This window comes from Streptomyces sp. NPDC050548, from assembly GCF_044457385.1.
Taxonomy (GTDB): domain Bacteria; phylum Actinomycetota; class Actinomycetes; order Streptomycetales; family Streptomycetaceae; genus Streptomyces.
Map to the genome: position 1 here is coordinate 131638 of NZ_JBITGV010000008.1, position 16434 is coordinate 148071.

At 70.9% G+C, this 16434-nt stretch carries 17 protein-coding genes; 10 read left to right on the plus strand and 7 right to left on the minus strand.

Annotated elements, in window-relative coordinates; translation table 11 throughout:
• Positions 1-32: 32 nt before the first annotated feature.
• Positions 33-635: an RNA polymerase sigma factor gene (locus ACIBJH_RS22985; RefSeq protein ID WP_399118719.1), complete on the plus strand. Its 603-nt coding sequence runs from the start codon at positions 33-35 to the stop codon at positions 633-635.
• The gene (locus ACIBJH_RS22990) at positions 632-1570 is read left to right on the plus strand and encodes a CU044_5270 family protein (protein ID WP_399118721.1); all 939 of its coding nucleotides are present in this window, start codon (positions 632-634) and stop codon (positions 1568-1570) included. The genes ACIBJH_RS22985 and ACIBJH_RS22990 overlap by 4 nt, the downstream gene beginning before the upstream one ends.
• 13 nt (positions 1571-1583) lie before the next feature.
• Here ACIBJH_RS22990 and ACIBJH_RS22995 read toward each other — a convergent pair whose 3' ends face one another.
• The 4 genes from ACIBJH_RS22995 to ACIBJH_RS23010 all read right to left on the minus strand — a co-directional run bounded on the left by ACIBJH_RS22995 (position 1584) and on the right by ACIBJH_RS23010 (position 6808).
• Positions 1584-3125, minus strand: a complete 1542-nt coding sequence (locus tag ACIBJH_RS22995; protein ID WP_399118722.1) for a hypothetical protein — start codon at positions 3123-3125, stop codon at positions 1584-1586.
• Positions 3122-5263, minus strand: a complete 2142-nt coding sequence (locus ACIBJH_RS23000; protein ID WP_399118723.1) for a hypothetical protein — start codon at positions 5261-5263, stop codon at positions 3122-3124. Before ACIBJH_RS23000 ends, ACIBJH_RS22995 begins: the two co-directional genes overlap by 4 nt.
• Before the next feature lie 128 nt (positions 5264-5391).
• Positions 5392-6357 (minus strand): isopenicillin N synthase family dioxygenase, encoded by a 966-nt coding sequence (locus tag ACIBJH_RS23005; RefSeq protein ID WP_399118724.1) that lies wholly within the window; start codon positions 6355-6357, stop codon positions 5392-5394.
• Positions 6350-6808 carry a nucleoside deaminase gene (locus tag ACIBJH_RS23010; RefSeq protein WP_399118725.1) on the minus strand — a complete coding sequence of 153 codons (459 nt, stop codon included), beginning with the start codon at positions 6806-6808 and terminating at the stop codon, positions 6350-6352. The genes ACIBJH_RS23005 and ACIBJH_RS23010 overlap by 8 nt, the downstream gene beginning before the upstream one ends.
• Before the next feature lie 100 nt (positions 6809-6908).
• On the opposite strand from ACIBJH_RS23010, the gene ACIBJH_RS23015 reads away from it, so the two are divergent.
• Entirely contained in the window at positions 6909-8168 is a 1260-nt protein-coding gene (locus ACIBJH_RS23015) for a PucR family transcriptional regulator (RefSeq protein WP_399118726.1), read from the plus strand.
• Here ACIBJH_RS23015 and ACIBJH_RS23020 read toward each other — a convergent pair.
• Positions 8165-9094, minus strand: coding sequence for a transglutaminase-like domain-containing protein (locus ACIBJH_RS23020; RefSeq protein ID WP_399118727.1), 930 nt, complete (start codon positions 9092-9094; stop codon positions 8165-8167). The two genes, ACIBJH_RS23015 and ACIBJH_RS23020, sit on opposite strands and share 4 nt — an antisense overlap.
• A 615-nt stretch (positions 9095-9709) precedes the next feature.
• Between ACIBJH_RS23020 and ACIBJH_RS23025 the strand changes: the two genes are divergently transcribed.
• Both ACIBJH_RS23025 and ACIBJH_RS23030 read left to right on the plus strand, forming a co-directional pair.
• Positions 9710-10204 carry a sigma-70 family RNA polymerase sigma factor gene (locus ACIBJH_RS23025; protein ID WP_399118728.1) on the plus strand — a complete coding sequence of 165 codons (495 nt, stop codon included), beginning with the start codon at positions 9710-9712 and terminating at the stop codon, positions 10202-10204.
• A complete protein-coding gene (locus ACIBJH_RS23030; RefSeq protein WP_399118729.1) occupies positions 10201-10869 on the plus strand; it encodes a hypothetical protein in 669 nt (222 codons plus the stop codon). The genes ACIBJH_RS23025 and ACIBJH_RS23030 overlap by 4 nt, the downstream gene beginning before the upstream one ends.
• Positions 10870-10897: 28 nt before the next feature.
• Here ACIBJH_RS23030 and ACIBJH_RS23035 read toward each other — a convergent pair whose 3' ends face one another.
• Entirely contained in the window at positions 10898-11530 is a 633-nt protein-coding gene (locus ACIBJH_RS23035) for a hypothetical protein (RefSeq protein WP_399118730.1), read from the minus strand.
• 117 nt (positions 11531-11647) lie between these two features.
• Between ACIBJH_RS23035 and ACIBJH_RS23040 the strand changes: the two genes are divergently transcribed.
• The 3 genes from ACIBJH_RS23040 to ACIBJH_RS23050 are packed head-to-tail and all read left to right on the plus strand — an operon-like array spanning position 11648 to position 14079.
• Positions 11648-12592: a Scr1 family TA system antitoxin-like transcriptional regulator gene (locus ACIBJH_RS23040; protein WP_399118731.1), complete on the plus strand. Its 945-nt coding sequence runs from the start codon at positions 11648-11650 to the stop codon at positions 12590-12592.
• Positions 12555-12668, plus strand: a complete 114-nt coding sequence (locus ACIBJH_RS23045; RefSeq protein ID WP_399118952.1) for a DUF397 domain-containing protein — start codon at positions 12555-12557, stop codon at positions 12666-12668. Before ACIBJH_RS23040 ends, ACIBJH_RS23045 begins: the two co-directional genes overlap by 38 nt.
• 1 nt (position 12669) lies before the next feature.
• Positions 12670-14079 (plus strand): protein kinase, encoded by a 1410-nt coding sequence (locus ACIBJH_RS23050; protein ID WP_399118732.1) that lies wholly within the window; start codon positions 12670-12672, stop codon positions 14077-14079.
• Here the strand turns inward: ACIBJH_RS23050 and ACIBJH_RS23055 are convergent.
• Positions 14069-15058 carry a zinc-binding alcohol dehydrogenase family protein gene (locus ACIBJH_RS23055; protein ID WP_399118733.1) on the minus strand — a complete coding sequence of 330 codons (990 nt, stop codon included), beginning with the start codon at positions 15056-15058 and terminating at the stop codon, positions 14069-14071. The two genes, ACIBJH_RS23050 and ACIBJH_RS23055, sit on opposite strands and share 11 nt — an antisense overlap.
• A gap of 92 nt (positions 15059-15150) precedes the next feature.
• Between ACIBJH_RS23055 and ACIBJH_RS23060 the strand changes: the two genes are divergently transcribed.
• Both ACIBJH_RS23060 and ACIBJH_RS23065 read left to right on the plus strand, forming a co-directional pair.
• The gene (locus ACIBJH_RS23060; RefSeq protein WP_399118734.1) at positions 15151-15489 is read left to right on the plus strand and encodes an ArsR/SmtB family transcription factor; all 339 of its coding nucleotides are present in this window, start codon (positions 15151-15153) and stop codon (positions 15487-15489) included.
• Positions 15490-15501: 12 nt separating this feature from the next.
• Entirely contained in the window at positions 15502-16401 is a 900-nt protein-coding gene (locus ACIBJH_RS23065) for an SDR family oxidoreductase (RefSeq protein WP_399118953.1), read from the plus strand.
• Positions 16402-16434 lie beyond the last annotated feature (33 nt).

Below are 16434 nucleotides of genomic sequence, written 5' to 3' on the forward strand. Positions count from 1 at the left end.
ACAGGTAGAGGGGTGTGGATACGAACCCGAGGTTGAGGAAACGCATCCGCGCGGGGGACCACGACGCCTTCGGCGAGCTCTTCGACGCGTACGCACGCTCCGTCTACAACCACGGCTTCCGGCTCACGGGGGACTGGGTGCAGGCCGAGGACATCGTGTCGCTGACCTTCCTGGACGCCTGGCGGCTGCGCGGCAAGGTCGACGAGGAGGGCGGTTCGCTGCGGCCCTGGCTGCTGGGCATCGCCACCAACGTCACGCGCAACACCCGCCGCGCGGCCCGAAGACACGCGGCGGCCGTGTCCCGGCTGCCCCGTGACGAGGTCGAGCGCGACTTCGCCGACGAGGTCGCCGCCCGCCTCGACGACGCGGCCGAACTGGCCCTCGTACGCACCGCGTTGTCCACCCTCCGCCGGGCCGAGCGCGAGGTGCTGGCCCTGTGCGTGTGGTCCGGGCTCGACTACCGGGCGGCGGCCGAAGCGCTGGAGGTGCCGGTGGGGACCGTACGGTCGCGGCTCTCGCGGGCGCGCGCAAAGCTCGCGAAACATCTCAAAAGCACGGAACTCCCCACGCGGGACGGACAGATGAAAGGTGACCGCGGCGAAGCGGTCGGGCCCCTGAGGGAGGACAAGCGATGAACCAGCTCCCGGAACTCCCCGAGAGAGACCTTCCGCCGGGCCGTCACCGACTCCTCAAGGAGCGTCTGATGACCGAGATCCGGCACGAGAAGCCCGAGGCCCGGCCGCGCCGATGGCTGCGGCCCGCGCTCGCCGCGACCGCCGTCGCCACCGCGGCTGCCGTCGCCTTCGTGGTCCTGCCGCCGTCCGGCTCCGGCTCCGGCGCGCCCGCCCGGCCACCGAGCCGTTCCACCGCCGCCCTCCTGGAGGACATCGCGCTGGCGGCCGAGCACGAGAAGTCCTACGGCAGGGTCCGTGACGACCAGTTCGTGTACGTGGAGAGCAAGGTGTCGTACACGCGCTCCGGCGCGGGCGCGAAGACCCAGGTCGATCCGCTGCACCGGCAGGAGGTGTGGATGTCGGTGGACGGCCTGCACACCGGGCTGGTGCGGCAGGCGGGCCTGGGGGAGCACTCCGTCCCGCCGGACGTGAAACCGGGCAAGGCGGGCTGGGACGTCTCCTCCTTCTACAACCACGTCAGGACACTGCCGACCGACGCCGACGCGATGTACGACTACCTCGCCAGGTCCGCCCTGAAGTACGGCGGTCAGGAGCAGAGCCAGGCGATGTTCGTGCTGGTCGGCGATCTCCTCCGCGACGCGATCGTGCCGCCCGCGCAGAGCGCGGCACTCTTCCGAGCGGTGGCCAGGATTCCCGGCGTCACGACGGTCGAGCACGTGGTGGACGCCGTCGGCCGACCCGGAATCGGCATCGCCCGCACCGACCCCGACAACCCGCTCCGGGACGAGTGGATCTTCGACGCGAAGACCTACGAATTCCTCGGCGAGCGCGAGGTGGCCACCAAGGACAACGCCGGCGCGAAGAAGGGCACGGTCACCGCCAACACGGCAGTCCTGCGCCGGGCCGTCGTCGACAAGGCGGGCGAACGGCCGTAGAAATCAGCGGTGTTCAGGCCGGAGGCAGGCACCCCTTCGACGGAGGCCTGCCCTCCGGCCAGGCGAGTTTCACGAAGCGGGCGGCGCCTTTCGGGGTGAGTTCCACGATCGGTACGGCCTTGTCGTACGGGTTGCCGTGGACGTCCAGGCAGATCCAGCCGCTCGCCCCGCTCACCCGCAACGAGCCCTTGACCTGCGGCCATTGGAGGCCGACATCGGACAGCGGCGGGATCTTCCGCTGGGCCGGGGTGGCCTCGCGGACGCCGTGGACGGCGAGTTGCATCGCGTCGTAGGCGATGATCGCCTGTCCGTCGGCGAGGGCGACGGTGCCGATCGGGCCGACCGGTGCGGTCTTGGCGGCGGCGAGGAGCCTGTCGAGTTCTTGCGAGTCCTGGGCCGAACCCCCGGTCGCCGGGGCGTTCTTGAGCCACGCGTCCGGGTGGGCCAGCGCGGTGTAGCGGACCGACACCCCGTGCTGGAGGGCACTGGCGTCGAGTCGGCTGTCGCCGGTCAGGTAGGAGCCCTCGTCGCCGGTGAGCACCGTGAACTTCCGTGACTGGCAGCCGCGGCGGCCCAACGCGTTGATGAACTGGCGCAGTTGGGTGTGCCGCCCGGCGAAGAACACGGTGTCCAGCTTCGCGTCCGTGTCGCAGACGAGATCGGTGATCTGCCGGAACGTGTTGGGCGTACTGCCCTCCTGGCTGCGGTCCGCGGGCGGGGTGAACGGCCAGGAACCGTACGGCGATCCCTTCAGCAGCGTGGTGAAGGCCTGCTGCAGCGTCTTCGTGTACGGGTCGCCCGGCTTGTCGTAGACCAGCAGCGCCCGGTCCGCCGTCACCTTGGCGAACGAGGCCAGCGCACGCGCCTCGTTCGTGTTGGTGGGGGAGACCCGGGCAAGCCCGGGGTAAGGGTCCTTGCCCCGCTGCCCGTTGGCGAGGTTGTCGGCGGTGATGGAGGAGCCGACCACCGGGACGCCGAGCCGGGTCAGTTCCGCCACGGCCTTCTTGTTGTTGTCGGTGCTCGTCCCTATCCCGGTGACCGCCCGCAGCCGGTCCGACGACTTCGTCATCGCCACGATCTTGTCCACCGCCCGCTCCCAATGGGCGCCCGTGGCACCGGGGTTGGCGAGCACCAGCCGGATGTACGGCGTCTCGCCGTTGTCGTCGTGATTGGCCGCGTACTGCGCGAGATAGGCGCCCTGCAATTCATGCAGTACGTCGTTCATCGTGTCGGTGTCGGTCGCGGTGAACGGCTCGTAGAGTGCGACCGAGACGAAGGTCCCCGCCTTCAGGCGGCCGTTCTCGCGGGCCACCGCCCTGATGGTGTCGGCGAGCCGCCGCTGCCCGAAGTCGAACGCCGACGTCGACACCCCCACACACTCGTCGCTGCCCTCGGGACGGGCCACCCCGGCCGCACAGGACCGGTCCTCGCGCAGGGCGGTGCGCACCAGCACCACCAGCCCGGCGACCAGGACGGCCGCCACCACCAGGGCCGTGTACCGGTAGACCGGGATGGTCCGGATCTCCTCGAACAGCTCGCGCAGCCGTCGCCTCACCGCAGCCCCCCGCTTCCGTCGTCGCCGTCCGCCCCCGCGGGCACCCGCAGCGCACGCCCCGCCAACGCGTCCTCCGGCCACTGCTGCGCGGCCCGGTACAGCAGCTCGCTGCCCGCCGGCCACACCGTCGACAGCTGCTCCAGATCGAAGTGCATCCGGTCCGCGACCTCCCCGTCCGGCAGCACCAGCGGATCCGTCACCTGCCACACCGCGTGCAGCAGCCGCCGTACCGTCAGATGCAGAACTGGGTCCACACCCTCCGGCGGCTGCTCCTCGGCGTCCGTGCGGGCCAGTGCGACGGCCTTGCGGTGGTCGCCGGCCGCACCGATGTCCCGGCCGTGCGGATCGTGCGCGTGGTAGTAGGGCGCGGCGGTCACGAACAGCAGCGTCTCCAGCCAGGCCCGCGGCGGGATGAGACGGAAGTTGTCCCGCAGGTACTCCACCGCGTCCGCGGTGTCGCCGAGCGCGAGTTCGTGGTGCAGCCGGTAGCGGGCGCGGGACGGTGCGTCCGGGCTGCCGGGCAGCCCCTCGTAGTGCGAGAGCAGCGAACGGTGCACCGCCCGCCAGCGCCCGTGGTCCGCGTCGTCCAGATGCAGCCGCAGCAGAAGCAGGGTGCGCAGGAACGGATCGCCCACGAAATAGCCCGCCGCCGGCGGCAACCCCTCCGAAGTGAGCTGCGTGCGCAGCCGGTTGACCCCCGACGCGCCGAAACTGTCCCGCAGCCGCCGCCCCTGGGCCAGCGCCCGCGCCGAGTCCCCGTCGTGCGCGGTGGCCAGCACGGCCAGCTCCTCCGCGATCCCGGACGCCACCAGCCGGTCCAGCAACTCCCGGTACACGGGCCGCGGATCACTCGCCACATCCCCCTCCGGCTTCAGCCCCGCGGTCAGCAACTCCCCGGGACTCACGGCCCCGGCCGGCCGGGTCTGCCGTACCGCCTCCCCGAGCAGCGCCGCCCCCAGCGGACTGCCGGCCGTCAACCGGTGGATGGCGTACGGCAGTTGGGGCGGCACCTCGACCCGGATCTGCTCGGTCGCGCACACGTCCGCGATCACCCGCCGGGTCTCCTCCGGAGTCAGCGGCGGCAGCGTCACCAGCAGGGCCCGCGAGGACGGCGAAGCCCCCGGCACCCAGCCGCTCGCCCGCCCCACCTCCGGCAGCGGATGACGGACCGCGTCCGGCAGATCGGGATGCCGGTCCCCGCGCAGCGCGGCGAAGAAGGCCACCTGGTCGCCGACACCGTCCGAACGTTCCTTCAGTACGGCCTTCATCAGCCCGGGCCCCGGCCCCGACTGCACATTGTCGACGAGCACGACCGGCCGCCCGACCCGGCGCATCCGCTCCCACCGCCGCCGGTAGGTGTCGCCCAGGTCGGCGAGCAGCGCGCGCAGCAGCCAGCGTTCGGCGTCCGTGCGGGAGGTGCCGTCGGCGCGGAAGTCCCGGGCGATCTCGATCAGCCCGCGCTTGGGGTCGCCGCTCGCGCCCGGATAGTCGCGGTACCAGTCGGCGCCCGCCTTCAGCAGCCCGTTCGGCGTCCACACCAGGTCGAAGAGGGTGTCGAGGGTCGCCTCGATGAAGGCCTGGCCGACCGGACCGGTACCGGACACATTGGCGATCAGCCGGGAGGCGACCTTCGTCGCCCAGCCCTGCGCGATCACCGACCAGCGCCGGGCCGGATCGCTCAGCAGCAGGATCCGCCGGGCCTCCTCACGGGCACTGTCCTCGTCCCGGGCGTCCCAGCCGGTGGCGCACACCGCGAGCAGCCCGGCCTCCAGGCGCGGGAAGTCGATGGCACCGGCGCCGTGCACCACCGGCTCCCTGAGCTGCTCCGCGATCGTGGTCAGCGCCTGCCACACCGGCGACCAGGTCGCGGCGGGCCGCCCGTCCGGCAGCCTGGTCAGCCGGTCGGCCTCGCAGTCGATCAGCGCGACCGGCGTGTGCCCGCGGTACGCGGTGCGCAGCTCCGCCAGCACCGTGCTCTTGCCGAGGCCGCGCGCGCCCGCGAGCACCACGAAGGGCGGTTCCGGGTGTTCGTACGGCGTGGTGAGCAGCTGGTAGGGGCGCAGCCCGGTCAGGCGCGAGGCGAGACCGGGCGGCTGTGACTCGAACAGCGCCCCGCGGCCGTGCAGCCCTCTACCCACCGCATCTCCCCCTGAGCGGTCGCCCTGCACACCGGAACCTGTCTATCAACACCAGGGTAAATAGGGGGAGTTGGTTCGGACTAGGTCGTGTGGTGTCCGTTGAGTTACGAAAATGTCTGAACGAGGGCCTATTCGACGGTGATCGAGTCCAGTTTCTCCCGCAGATAGACATGCGAGTCGACGGCCTCGTACGCCACCCGCCCGACCGGCGCGGGCACCGATTCCACGAGCGTGCCCGGGGTGCACTCGCCGAAGTAGACCAGCGACATCAGCTCCTCGGCGGGTGCGTCGGCGGGCGGCGGCAGCACCCGGTGCCGCCCCGAACGCCACCGGTCACCGGTCCAACGGGCCATCAGATCACCGATGTTGATGGTGAAGGCGTCGGGATCGAACGGCGCGTCCTCCCACCCGCCCTCGTCGGTGAAGACCTGAAGGCCCCCCTTCCCGGCCTGCCGGTCGAGGATCGTCACCGTCCCGAAGTCGGTGTGCGGCCCGATCCGGAACTGCCCCGGCTCCGGCTCCCCGACGACCTCCACGCCCGGATACCAGTTGATGTTGAACCCGTACGTCGGATGGTCCATGTGCCGCGAGAAGAAGTCGGGTTCGAGCCCGAGCGCGTCCCCGAGCAGCGACAGCAGCTGCTTCTCCAGCTCGCCCATCCGGTCGAGGTACTCCTCGCACAGCTCCTGGAGCCCGGGGATCTCCGTCGGCCACACATTCGGCGCGTACCACTCCGCGTTGACCACCGGGTCCTCGAACGGCCGGTGCGTCGCGAAGGTCAGCGACTCCTTCAGATCCGGCGGAGTCTCGGTCCCCTCCGAGTACCCGTTGGCCTCGGCACCGGGCCCGAGCCACCCGCGCCCGCCGACCTTCGCGGAGTACGGCTCCTTGACATCGACAGGCAGCGCGAAGAAGGCACGCGCGGCCTCCCGGATCCGGGACCGCAGCGCAGGATCGACCCCGTGCCCGGTGACGAGCAGGAACCCGGCCGTCTGCAGGGCGCTGTCGACGGTACGGGCGATGTCCTTGCGGGTCTCGTCGTCCCCGTCGATCCAGGGACGGAGATCAATGGTCGGAATACGGGGCTCAGTCACCGATGTCCTCGTTCCAGAGTGCCGGGTTGTTCTTGATGAAGTCGCGCATCAGCGAGGTGCACTCGGCGTCGTCGAGGAGAACGATCTCCACACCGTGCTCGGCGAGCCAGTCGTGCCCGCCGTGGAAGGTGACGGCCTCGCCGACCACGACCCGCGAGATACCGAACTGCCGCACCAGCCCGCTGCAGTACCAGCACGGCGAGAGGGTGGTGACCATGGTCGTCCCCTTGTACGACCGCTGCCGCCCCGCCGCCCGGAAGGCGGCCGTCTCCGCGTGCATCGAGGGGTCGTCGTCCTGGACGCGCCGGTTGTGGCCGCGCCCCAGCAGGGTGCCGTCGGCGCCGTAGAGCGCGGCACCGATCGGGATGCCGCCCTCGCCGAGTCCGGCGCGGGCCTCCTCGACGGCGGTGGCGAGCCAGGCGCTCGCTTGTGCCTGATCCAAAGGCTTCATGTGCTCACTCTCCAGTGGCCGAAACACGAGGGCAACGTGCGGAAAGTACTCTCCCCGCAACCCGTACCCGGACGAACTGTCCGCGCCTCTGGAGGTTCCCGTGCCCGCACTCACCCTCCGTGAGGTCCTGGCCCTCGACCCGGTCCGCGCCGCCGAACCCGAACTCCTGGCCGGAGAAGCCGCCCTCGACCGCCCCGTGCGCTGGGTCCACTCCAGCGAGGTCTACGAGGGCGCGAACTTCCTCGACGGCGGCGAACTCCTCCTCACCAACGGCTTCGGCCTCACCGACACCGCCGCCGAGATCCGCCGCCGCTACGTCCGCGAACTGGCGGCCCGGGGCGCGTCCGGCCTGGCGGTCGAGATCGGCCGCTCCCTGCCCACGATGCCGCCGGAGGTCACGGACGAGGCCCGCCGCCTGGGGCTTCCGTTGCTGGCCCTGCACCGGGTCGTGCCCTTCGTACGGATCACCGAGGCAGCCAACCGGGCGATCGTCGCCCGGGGCCTGTCCGGCCGCTCCGTCGTACGCCCCTGGGGCGACGACCACACCGCCGCGCTGCTGGCCGACCTCGCGGACCGGGCCGCGCTGAACCAGCCCGAGGTCGAGGCACGGTCCGCACTCGCCGGCTTCCACCCCGGCCCCGGCGCCCGCCTGATCGGCGTCTCGGTGCACGGCACACGCGAGGTTTCCTCCGTCGACCGGGCGGTACGGCTGCTGGGCGGGGCGAGCATGCTGCGGGCGGCGTTTCCCGGCGACGTACTGGCGCTGCTCGCGCTTCCGGGCGCTGTCTCGGGTGACCCCGTCCGCGCCGTACAGGAAGCCTTCCGTACGGCGGCCGAGCCCGGGCTGACCGTCGCGGTCGGGCATGTGGTCGACGCGGGCAGCGGCTGGCTGCGCTGGAGCGACACCCTGCGAGCGGCCCGTACGACCCTGGAACTCGCGCTGACCGTCCCGGCCGCCGAACCCGCCGTACCGGGAGGCCCGTTGGTGACATCGGCGCGGGCACTGGCGCTGGAACGGGAGCTGACCCGAGGCGGCATCGACGCGAACCGCGACCGCCTGGCCCGGCTCGTGCAGCACGCGCTGGGCCCGCTGCTGGCGTGGGAGGCGGCCCATCCCAGCGACCTGGTACGGACGTTGGAGGTACACCTGCGGCACGGCTGCTCACCCACCCGGACAGCGGCCCTGCTGCACATCGGCCGCCAGTCGCTCTACCAACGCCTGGAACGCATCGAGTCGTTGCTCGGCCTGGAGATCGACGACCCGGACCTGTTGGGGGAGTTGCTGGCGGCGGCGTGCGCGCATCGGGTGGTACGGGGGATGGGGGCGGCGCAGGTGCGAGGGCTGCGGACCGTGGCCTAGACGATGCCGGCGCGCAGGGTGACTTGGCTGGGCCCGTTGAAGGGGGCGTAACAGGTCACCGTGGGCGGGGTGCGCAGGATGTCGTCCTCGGTGAACAGTTTCCGTACGGCGTCGAAGGAGACCTCGCCGCTGACCACCGGGGCGACACGGTCGTAGAAGAGGCGTGACGACTCCGGCAACGGCTCCCCGGGCTTGCCCTCGTCCTCGCTCCACACGTCCCAGAGCAGGGTCTCGACCTTGTTGAGGGCGGCGAGGTCGAGGCGGATGTTGCCCGCGACGAACCGTTCGCCCCAGAACGGGCCTTCCTCCGGCGGATGCAGTCCGAAGGTCGTCGGGTCGGCGCCGCCCGTGCGGATGGCCTGCCAGGCCTCGCCCGCGACGAGGTATCTGTCGCGGGGTACGTCCATCGGGTCGAAGTCGATGTTCCAGTGGTCCGCGATGACGGGGTCGGCGAGCTGGGAGTCGGCGAGGAGCCAGCCGCGGTCGTCGTGCCAGTACTCGGTGACGACGTGATCGCCGTGGAAGCGGGCGGAGTTGTTCTCGCTGAAGTAGTCGGCGAAGCCGGAACGGATACGGGCCGGGATGCCCAGGCGCCGCAGGAACGAGCAGTGCAGCAGTGAGAAGTCCCGGCAGGTTCCGACGAACCGGTCGTCCGGTGCGCGTCGTTGGGTGAGCGGGGCGTCGTTCCGGTCGACGAGGATGCGGAGGATGTCGTCGATGTAGCGGGTCTCGGCGTCGTTGTGCAGACGGTCGGTGGGGTGGACGTGGTCGTAGAAGCCGGCTTCCAGGCGGTGGACGATCAAGTCGCGGGCGATGCGGGCGAGTTGGGCGGGGTCGCGCGGGAGATCGGCGTAGTGGTCGGCGAGGGCGCCGGGGTCGGAGTACGTGCTCTGAGTGGCGTAGAAGGCGCGGAAGTCGAGGGGCATGACACCGCACCGTGTCAAAATTCGCCCCGGATTGTCCAGAGTTCGGGGATGGGACTTCACAAGTCACCGTTGGGCCACTCGCTTCTTTGCCAGTGTCGGGCTTGCGCGGACCGAGTAAAGGGCGCTCCCTGCGGTCGCGTCGCCTGCGGTGATTCCGCTGCGCTCCACCCTTGACTAGGTCCGCTCCAGCCCGTCTTGGAAGCGAGCGAGCGGCCGGGAGGAACGGGTGGCCGAGGCATGCCAACCCTTGCGTGGGCTGCGTCCGCAACCAGCGGAGCGGGGCGCGTCCGCGTCTCGCCGGCACGCCGGGCCGGCTTGGCGGCCAACGGTTGGTGGGTGGGGCGCGCGGCGCGCTCGCCTCTCGCTGGGCAGGTTCAGCGGCTCGCTTCTCGAACGGGCTGGAGCGGACCGGGTCAAGGGTGACCCGAAGGGGCATCGCCGAAGGCGACGCGGAGCGAAGCGCAGCGCCCTTTACTCGGGCCGTGGAAGCCCGACACTGGCAAAGAAGCGGGCGGCCCGACGTTCACGTATCAGCACGCGTCCATTCCGCCGTCCCCCCGGCCAGCCTCGACATCCCCGAGTAAGCGAATCCCACCCCCGACGCGTATAGGGAGTGTGAAGGAGCTGGAGTTCGCGGAGTTCTACAGCAGTAGCCGGGACGTGTGCCTCAGGGCCGTGCTCGCCGGTGTGGGGGAGCGGCAGCTCGCCGAAGATCTGGTGGCCGAGGCGTTCACCCGGGCGTGGGTGGCCTGGCCGAAAGTCGGGCGGCATCCGGCGCCCCGGGCATGGGTCGTGCGTACGGCGTTCAACGCGCGTGTCTCGTGGTGGCGGCGGAGACGGCGCGAGGTGACCCTCGCCCTCGATGATGCCGGACACGACCTGGCCGCACCCGCGGTCGCCGAGGCCGGCCTCGACCCCGCGTTGCTCGTCCTGCTGCGCCAACTGCCGCGCCGGCAGCGGGAGGTGATCGCCTTCAGGGTCTTCCTGGACCTCGACACCGAGGCGACGGCGAAGGCCCTGGGGATCGCGCCCGGCACCGTCACCGCCCACCTGTCACGGGCCGTCGCGACCCTGCGCGGCCATCTCGTCACCCCGGAGGCCGGACCATGACCGAACACGACACGGACGTAACCGACGTACTCGACGCGCTGCGGACCTCGTTCGCCGACGTCACTCTCGACACCCCCGTCGAGCGGATCACCGCCGCCGGACGCGCGCGGCGGAGCAGGCGGCGCGTCGTCGCCCTGGTGGGCGCGGTGGCCGTGACCGGGCTGGCGCTTGGCGTGTCCACCTACGGCAACCCGTCCACGGCACCCCCGTCGGACGAACTCGCCACCGGCGCGGGCACCGTCCACATCCACACCGCCGCCTACGCCGTCGACAGCCTCAAGAACGGTTCCGTCAGGGTGAGTTGGGACAAGCAGGCCTACTTCGACGATCACGCGGGGCTGGAACGGGCGCTGGACGCGGCGGGGTTCCCGGTGCTCATCAAGGTGGGCGAGTTCTGCAGGGGAGTCGATGACCCGGCGACGCTGGACCGGCATGGCTCCGGGCCCGGCGTCGAGAAGGTGCGCACCGCCCACCGGGAGGCTGACGACCGGGTCGTCTTCGACTTCCATCCCGCCGCCGTTCCCAACGGGAAGCAGTTCTTCATCGGTTACCTGTCGGCCGCTCAGCTGAAGATCACCGACGGCCGGCCTGGTTCCGTCGAGCGCATCGTCCCTGCGGACACAAGCCAGTTGACCTGCTCCAGCGACCTGCCGAAGTTCGGCTGACCCGAGGAGGGGGGCTCCGCAGCCAGGTCTACGGCTGCGGAGCCAGCACCGCGTAGTCCGCGAAGCTGCGGCGGTAGCGGGTGTGCCGGGTCGCTTGGGTGTGCTTGCGCTGCCATTCCTCTACGGTCGCCGGGTCGCCGCACGGTCCGGACGTGGCGCTGCAGTCGTCCTTGTCGCCGGAGACGCAACGGGCCTCGTACTCCGGTTCCGCGCCCGGGTCCTGGACGATCGCGTACGGCACGAAGCGGAAGATCCGTCGGTGCCGGAGTGCATCGTGGTCGCGGTGCTGGTGCCGGCGCAGCAGGACGTTCGCATCCGTCTCGGCGGTGCCGTCACCGCGGGCGCGGGCGTCGTGCCGGAGTGCGGCGAAGTCGGCGCAGGCTTGGCAGTCGGGGATGGGGGAGGGCGGCGTGGTGATGTCGTAGGGCACCGAATTTCCTTCCCCCGAGCGGGAGTTGGCTGCCTTCACGCTTGCACTCAGCCGTTCCTCCGGAGTTGCGGGACGTAGGGCCCCCGGATTGGCCTCCCACTCCCGGCCGCCGCCGAGGGGGCGCAGCATCGCGTAGGGGCCCGCCTTGCCCCGGTACTCACCCACCTTGTTCGTACTGGCGTCGTAAACGAGCGTTCCTTGTTCGATCCGCTTCGTGATCGGCTCAACCATGTTCACTCCGGGGCCACTTCGTCACTCTGGGTGTATAGAGGGTCGCGTGAGGGAACGGTGCGTATCAATGCTTGACGCGTGCCACTGGGCCATTGCCACGGAGGAGAGGCGGGTTCTGTGACCCAGCGAAATGCGGAGGCCACGGGCGGAGTCAGCAACGCGGTGCTCTTCGGTGACTTACTCCGCTTCTATCGCGAGGCCGAGTTGCTCACCCAGGAGGCGTTGGCCAGACAGATCCCCTGCGACCGTTCCCATGTGGCCAAGGTCGAGGCCGGGACACGGGTTCCGCAGGAGTCGTTCGCGAAGAAGTGCGACGAAATCCTGGGTACGGGTGGGGCGTTGCTCCGCATGTGGCGCCAGATCGACTGGTATCCGGAAGTACAACATCCCGATTGGTTCGAGCGGCGGGCTGAGATGGATGGGCGGGCGGTGGCCCTGAGGGAATACCAGGACCAGGTAATCCCCGGCCTGTTGCAGACGCCTGGCTATGCGCATGCGCTGTTCAGCCGTAGCCGCACGGACGTTGACGAGATCGAGTCGCGTGTCCGGGCCCGATTGAGCCGCCAGCCGCGCTTCCTCGCCGACGAAGGCCCGTTGTACGTCGCGGTCCTGGACGAGAGTTGTCTGCGCAACGCGGTGGGTAGTCCGGAGGTCATGCGGGATCAGTGCGCCCATCTGCTGAGTGTCGGCCGGCGTCCCAACATCCGTATCCAGGTGGCCCCGGCGGGTCTTTTCGGACTCATTCGTCCCCGCAACTCGATGTCGTTGATCGAGCTGCCGGACGGGCGGTGGATCTATTCGGAATCCCTGGACCGTGGCCACTTCAACAACGATCCGACCACCTTCGCGCGCCACAGCCAGACCTATGATGTGCTCAGGGCGGACATCCCGTCAGCCCGCGAATCCGCCGCTCTGATCAGCGACGTGATGGAGGGTTACGAGCACCATGGACAGGCACGAACTCGGCGCGGCGACCTGGATCAAGAGCAGCTACAGCGGCGACAACGGCGGCAACTGCGTAGAAATCGCCCTCGCTTTCCCCGCCGTGGTTCCGGTGCGTGACAGCAAGGTGTCCGAGGGGCCGGTACTGATCATCACCAACGCCGCCTGGGCGGCGTTCACTTCGGGTCTGCGCTGATGTGTTAGAGCTGGACGGCAGCGGGGCCGAGCCGCTGGAGGACGGGGACCCGCGGCGGATCGGGCCGGTTCCGTTGGTCGGGCGGCTCGGGGTCGGTGGGACGGGCCGGGTGTACCTCGGTGTGCACGAGGGGCGCTATGTCGCCGTCAAGCAGGTGCTGCCCTCTGTCGTCGCCGAGGACAAGGACTTCCCGCGCCGCTTCGGGCGCGAGCTGGACAAACTCGCCAGGCTGCCCGCATGGGGCACCGCACCCCTGCTCGTCAGCGACCGCACCGCACAGCCGCCCTGGTTCGCCACCGCGTACGTCCCCGGGCTCACCCTGCGCGAGGCCGTCGAACTGCACGGCGCTCCGCTGCCCGCCGACGTGCTGTGGCTGCTGCTGCGGGAGGCGGCCTCCGGGCTGGCGGTGGTGCACGCGCTGGGCATGGTGCACCGGAACCTCAAGCCGTCCGACGTCATGCTGAGCCTCTACGGCCCCACCGTCATCGACTTCGGCGTCGCCCGCGCCGTGGAACGGAGCCGACTGCTGCGGACCGACATGGTGGCGGGCACGTTTGCCTACATGTCACCCGAACAGGCCTCGCACCGGCGCCGGTTGAGCGGTGCCGTCGACGTGTTCGCCCTCGGCTCGGTGCTCGCGTACGCGGCGTGCGGCCGGCCGCCCTTCGGCGACGAGTCCGAGCGCGGGGTGCTGGATCGCATCGTCCACGAGGAGCCCGACCTGGACCCGGTGCGCGAAGTGGCCCCGGAACTCGCCGAGGTCGTCGCGGCCTGTCTCGACAAGAACCCCAAGGGCCGTCCCACCGCGGCCGAACTCGTTGAACTGGCTGACCGGCACGGGCCGTTCACCCCGTCCCTGTGGCCCCGGGCCATCGCCGAGCAACTGTCCGAGCGGGCCGCGTTCGCCGTCACGACCCCTGTGGTCGACGAGGTGCCCGTCGCCGTCCCGCCCCTCCCCGAGCGGCGCGAGCCTCGGCGAACCCGGATCCTGTTCGTCGTCGTTCCCGTCGCGGCCGTGGCGATCGGCACGATCCTCGTGACCCAACTCCTGCCGAGGCCGAGCACCCCCGCACCGCAGGACGAGGCCCGCGGCACACCCTCCGCCTCGGCCGGTTCCGTCAGTGCGTCCGGCGGTACCTCGACGAAAGCCCCCGTATCCATGGGCGGTTACTACCAACTGAAGAGCGCCAGTTCCGGCCAGTGCCTGGTGATGAGCGACCGCGGCGGCCCGGTCCTCGGGGAGTGTTCGGACAGTCCGGCGAGCGCATGGGCCCATAAGAGCCGGTCGGACGGCTATTACTACGAGTTGGTCAACGAGCGCACCGGCCAGTGCCTCGGCGAATTCTCCGGCCGGCTGGGCACCGTCACCTGCGTGGGGGGTGAGACCTCGCAGCGCTGGATCATCCAGTGACCAGGCCGCCCACCCGCAGCAGCAACTTCCCCACACTCGTCCGCGCCCCCATCACCCGATGCGCCTCCGCCGCCTCCTCCAGCCCGAACTCCGCAGTCACCGGCAGGGACACCGTGCCGGCGACCACCGTCGCGAACGCCCGCCCGGTCAGGGCCCGTAGCGCCGCCGGGTCGGTCTTCGCGAGGGTGAGGATCGAGAAGCCGGAGACGGACAGGGCGCCGGGATACAGCTCCGGCTGGCCCACCTGCCAAGGCTCCGCCGAGCTCGCGTTGCCGAAGGAGACCAGGCGACCGTAGGTCGCGAGGGAGGCCAGGCCGGCGCGGAGGGTCTCGCCGCCCACCGGGTCCAGGGCCAGGTCGACTCCGCGGCCGGACGTCGCCGCCCGCACCGGCGCCTCGAACTCGCCCACGAACACCTCGTCGTAGCCGTGTCCCCGCGCGAACTCCGCCTTCCCCGCGCTCGATACGACCCCGTACACCGCCCCGGCCCCCGCCGCCCGCGCCAACTGCCCCACCACCGTGCCGATTCCGCCCGCCGCGCCCTGGACGAGGATCGTCTCGCCGGGTTGCAGTCGGCCGACGGTGTGGACGAGGGCGTAGGCGGTCGGGAGGACGGTGGGGAGGGTGGCGGCCGTGCGAAGGTCGATGCCTTCGGGGAGGGGGAAGACGGTCACCGCGTCGGCGACGACGACGTCCGCGTAGGCGCCGCCCGCCGTGAGGGCGACGACCTCCTGGCCCACGGTCAGGCCGTCGGAGACGCCCGCGCCGATCTCCCGTACGCGCCCCGAGACCTCAAGTCCCGGTACGAACGGGAGACTTGGCACCCGGTACCCCTCGGCCCGCGCTTTCAGGTCGGCGAAGTTCACCCCGGTGTACGCCACGTCGACGCTCACCTGGCCAGGGCCGGGCCGCGGGACCTCCGTCTCGACGACCTTCAGAACCTCGGGACCGCCGTACTCCTGGACCTCGACCGCGCGCATGGCACACACACTCCCCGCTCGACTGTTCAATGAAAAGCGAACACTCGCGAGTGTATGGTTTTCATCGAACACTCGGCAAGTGGGAGGCCCCCGTGGCGCAGCGGAACGGCAGCACCGGAAGTCACCGGGCCGCCCCCGAACACACCCACCCCGACGACGTCCCCGTACAGACCGCCCTCGCCGCCCTCGCCGACCCCGTACGCCTCACCCTCGTAAGGGAGTTGGCGGGGTCCGGCGACTGGTCGCGCAGCTGCGGCAGCTTTGACGTACCCGTCGGCAAGGCCGCCCTGAGCCATCACTTCGCCGTGCTGCGGGGCGCGGGGATCGTGGAGCAGCGGGACGAGGGGCCCAAGCGGGTCAACCGGCTGCGGAGGGAAGAGTTCGGTGCCCGGTTCCCGGGGCTGCTGGAACTCGTACTGCGTGCAGAATGAATCGGGTCATGTATCGGGTCATGTGCTGAACAGGGGCCCGTCGTACTCCAGGCAAGGAAGACCCTCATGACCTCCCCGAAGACGGTTCTGATCACCGGTACGTCCTCCGGCATCGGCCTGGCCACAGCCGTCGGCGCCGCACGGGCGGACTGGACGGCCATCGCCACCATGCGCGACACCGGCAAGGCGGACGCCCTGCTCAAGGCCGCCGCCGAGGCGGGCGTCGCGAACCGCGTCCAGGTCAGGCGCCTCGACGTGACCGACACCGCCGGCCTCACCGCCTGCCTGGACGAGGTCGTCGCCGAGCACGGCCGCCTGGACGCGCTGGTCAACAACGCCGGCGCCGCCCAGGTCGGCACCATCGAGCAGAGCAGCGTCGAGGACGTCCGCGCGGCCATGGAGGTCAACTTCTTCGGCGTGGTGGCGACGACCCGGGCCGCCCTGCCGCACCTCCGCGCGTCGAAGGGCCGGGTGATCACCGTCAGCAGCGTCGGCGGCGCCGTCGGCCAGCCCTTCAACGAGGCGTACTGCGCGGCCAAGTTCGCCGTCGAGGGCTTCATGCAGTCGCTCGCGCCGGTCGCCGCGACCGTCGGCGTCGACGTCACCGTGGTCGAACCGGGCGCGGTGGCGAGCGAGTTCGTCGCCAACCTCGGACTGGACGTCCCGGCCCTGCTCGCCGCCGCAGGTCCCTACGCCCCGGCGCTCCAGGCCTACATCGCCCGCACCCAGCAGTCGTTCGGCAACGCCCAGACGCCGGCCGAGGCGGCCGCCCCGATCGTCGACGCCCTGACCGCCGCCCACCCGCCCTTCCGCGTCCAGACCTCGCAGTGGGCCCACGACTTCGTCGCCACGACCCTCGCCGACCCCGACGGCTCGGCCGTCCAGGCCCTCACCGGCAGCTGGGTGCGCTGACCGCTCCCTGCCCCGGCGTCCTGCACCTGCCGC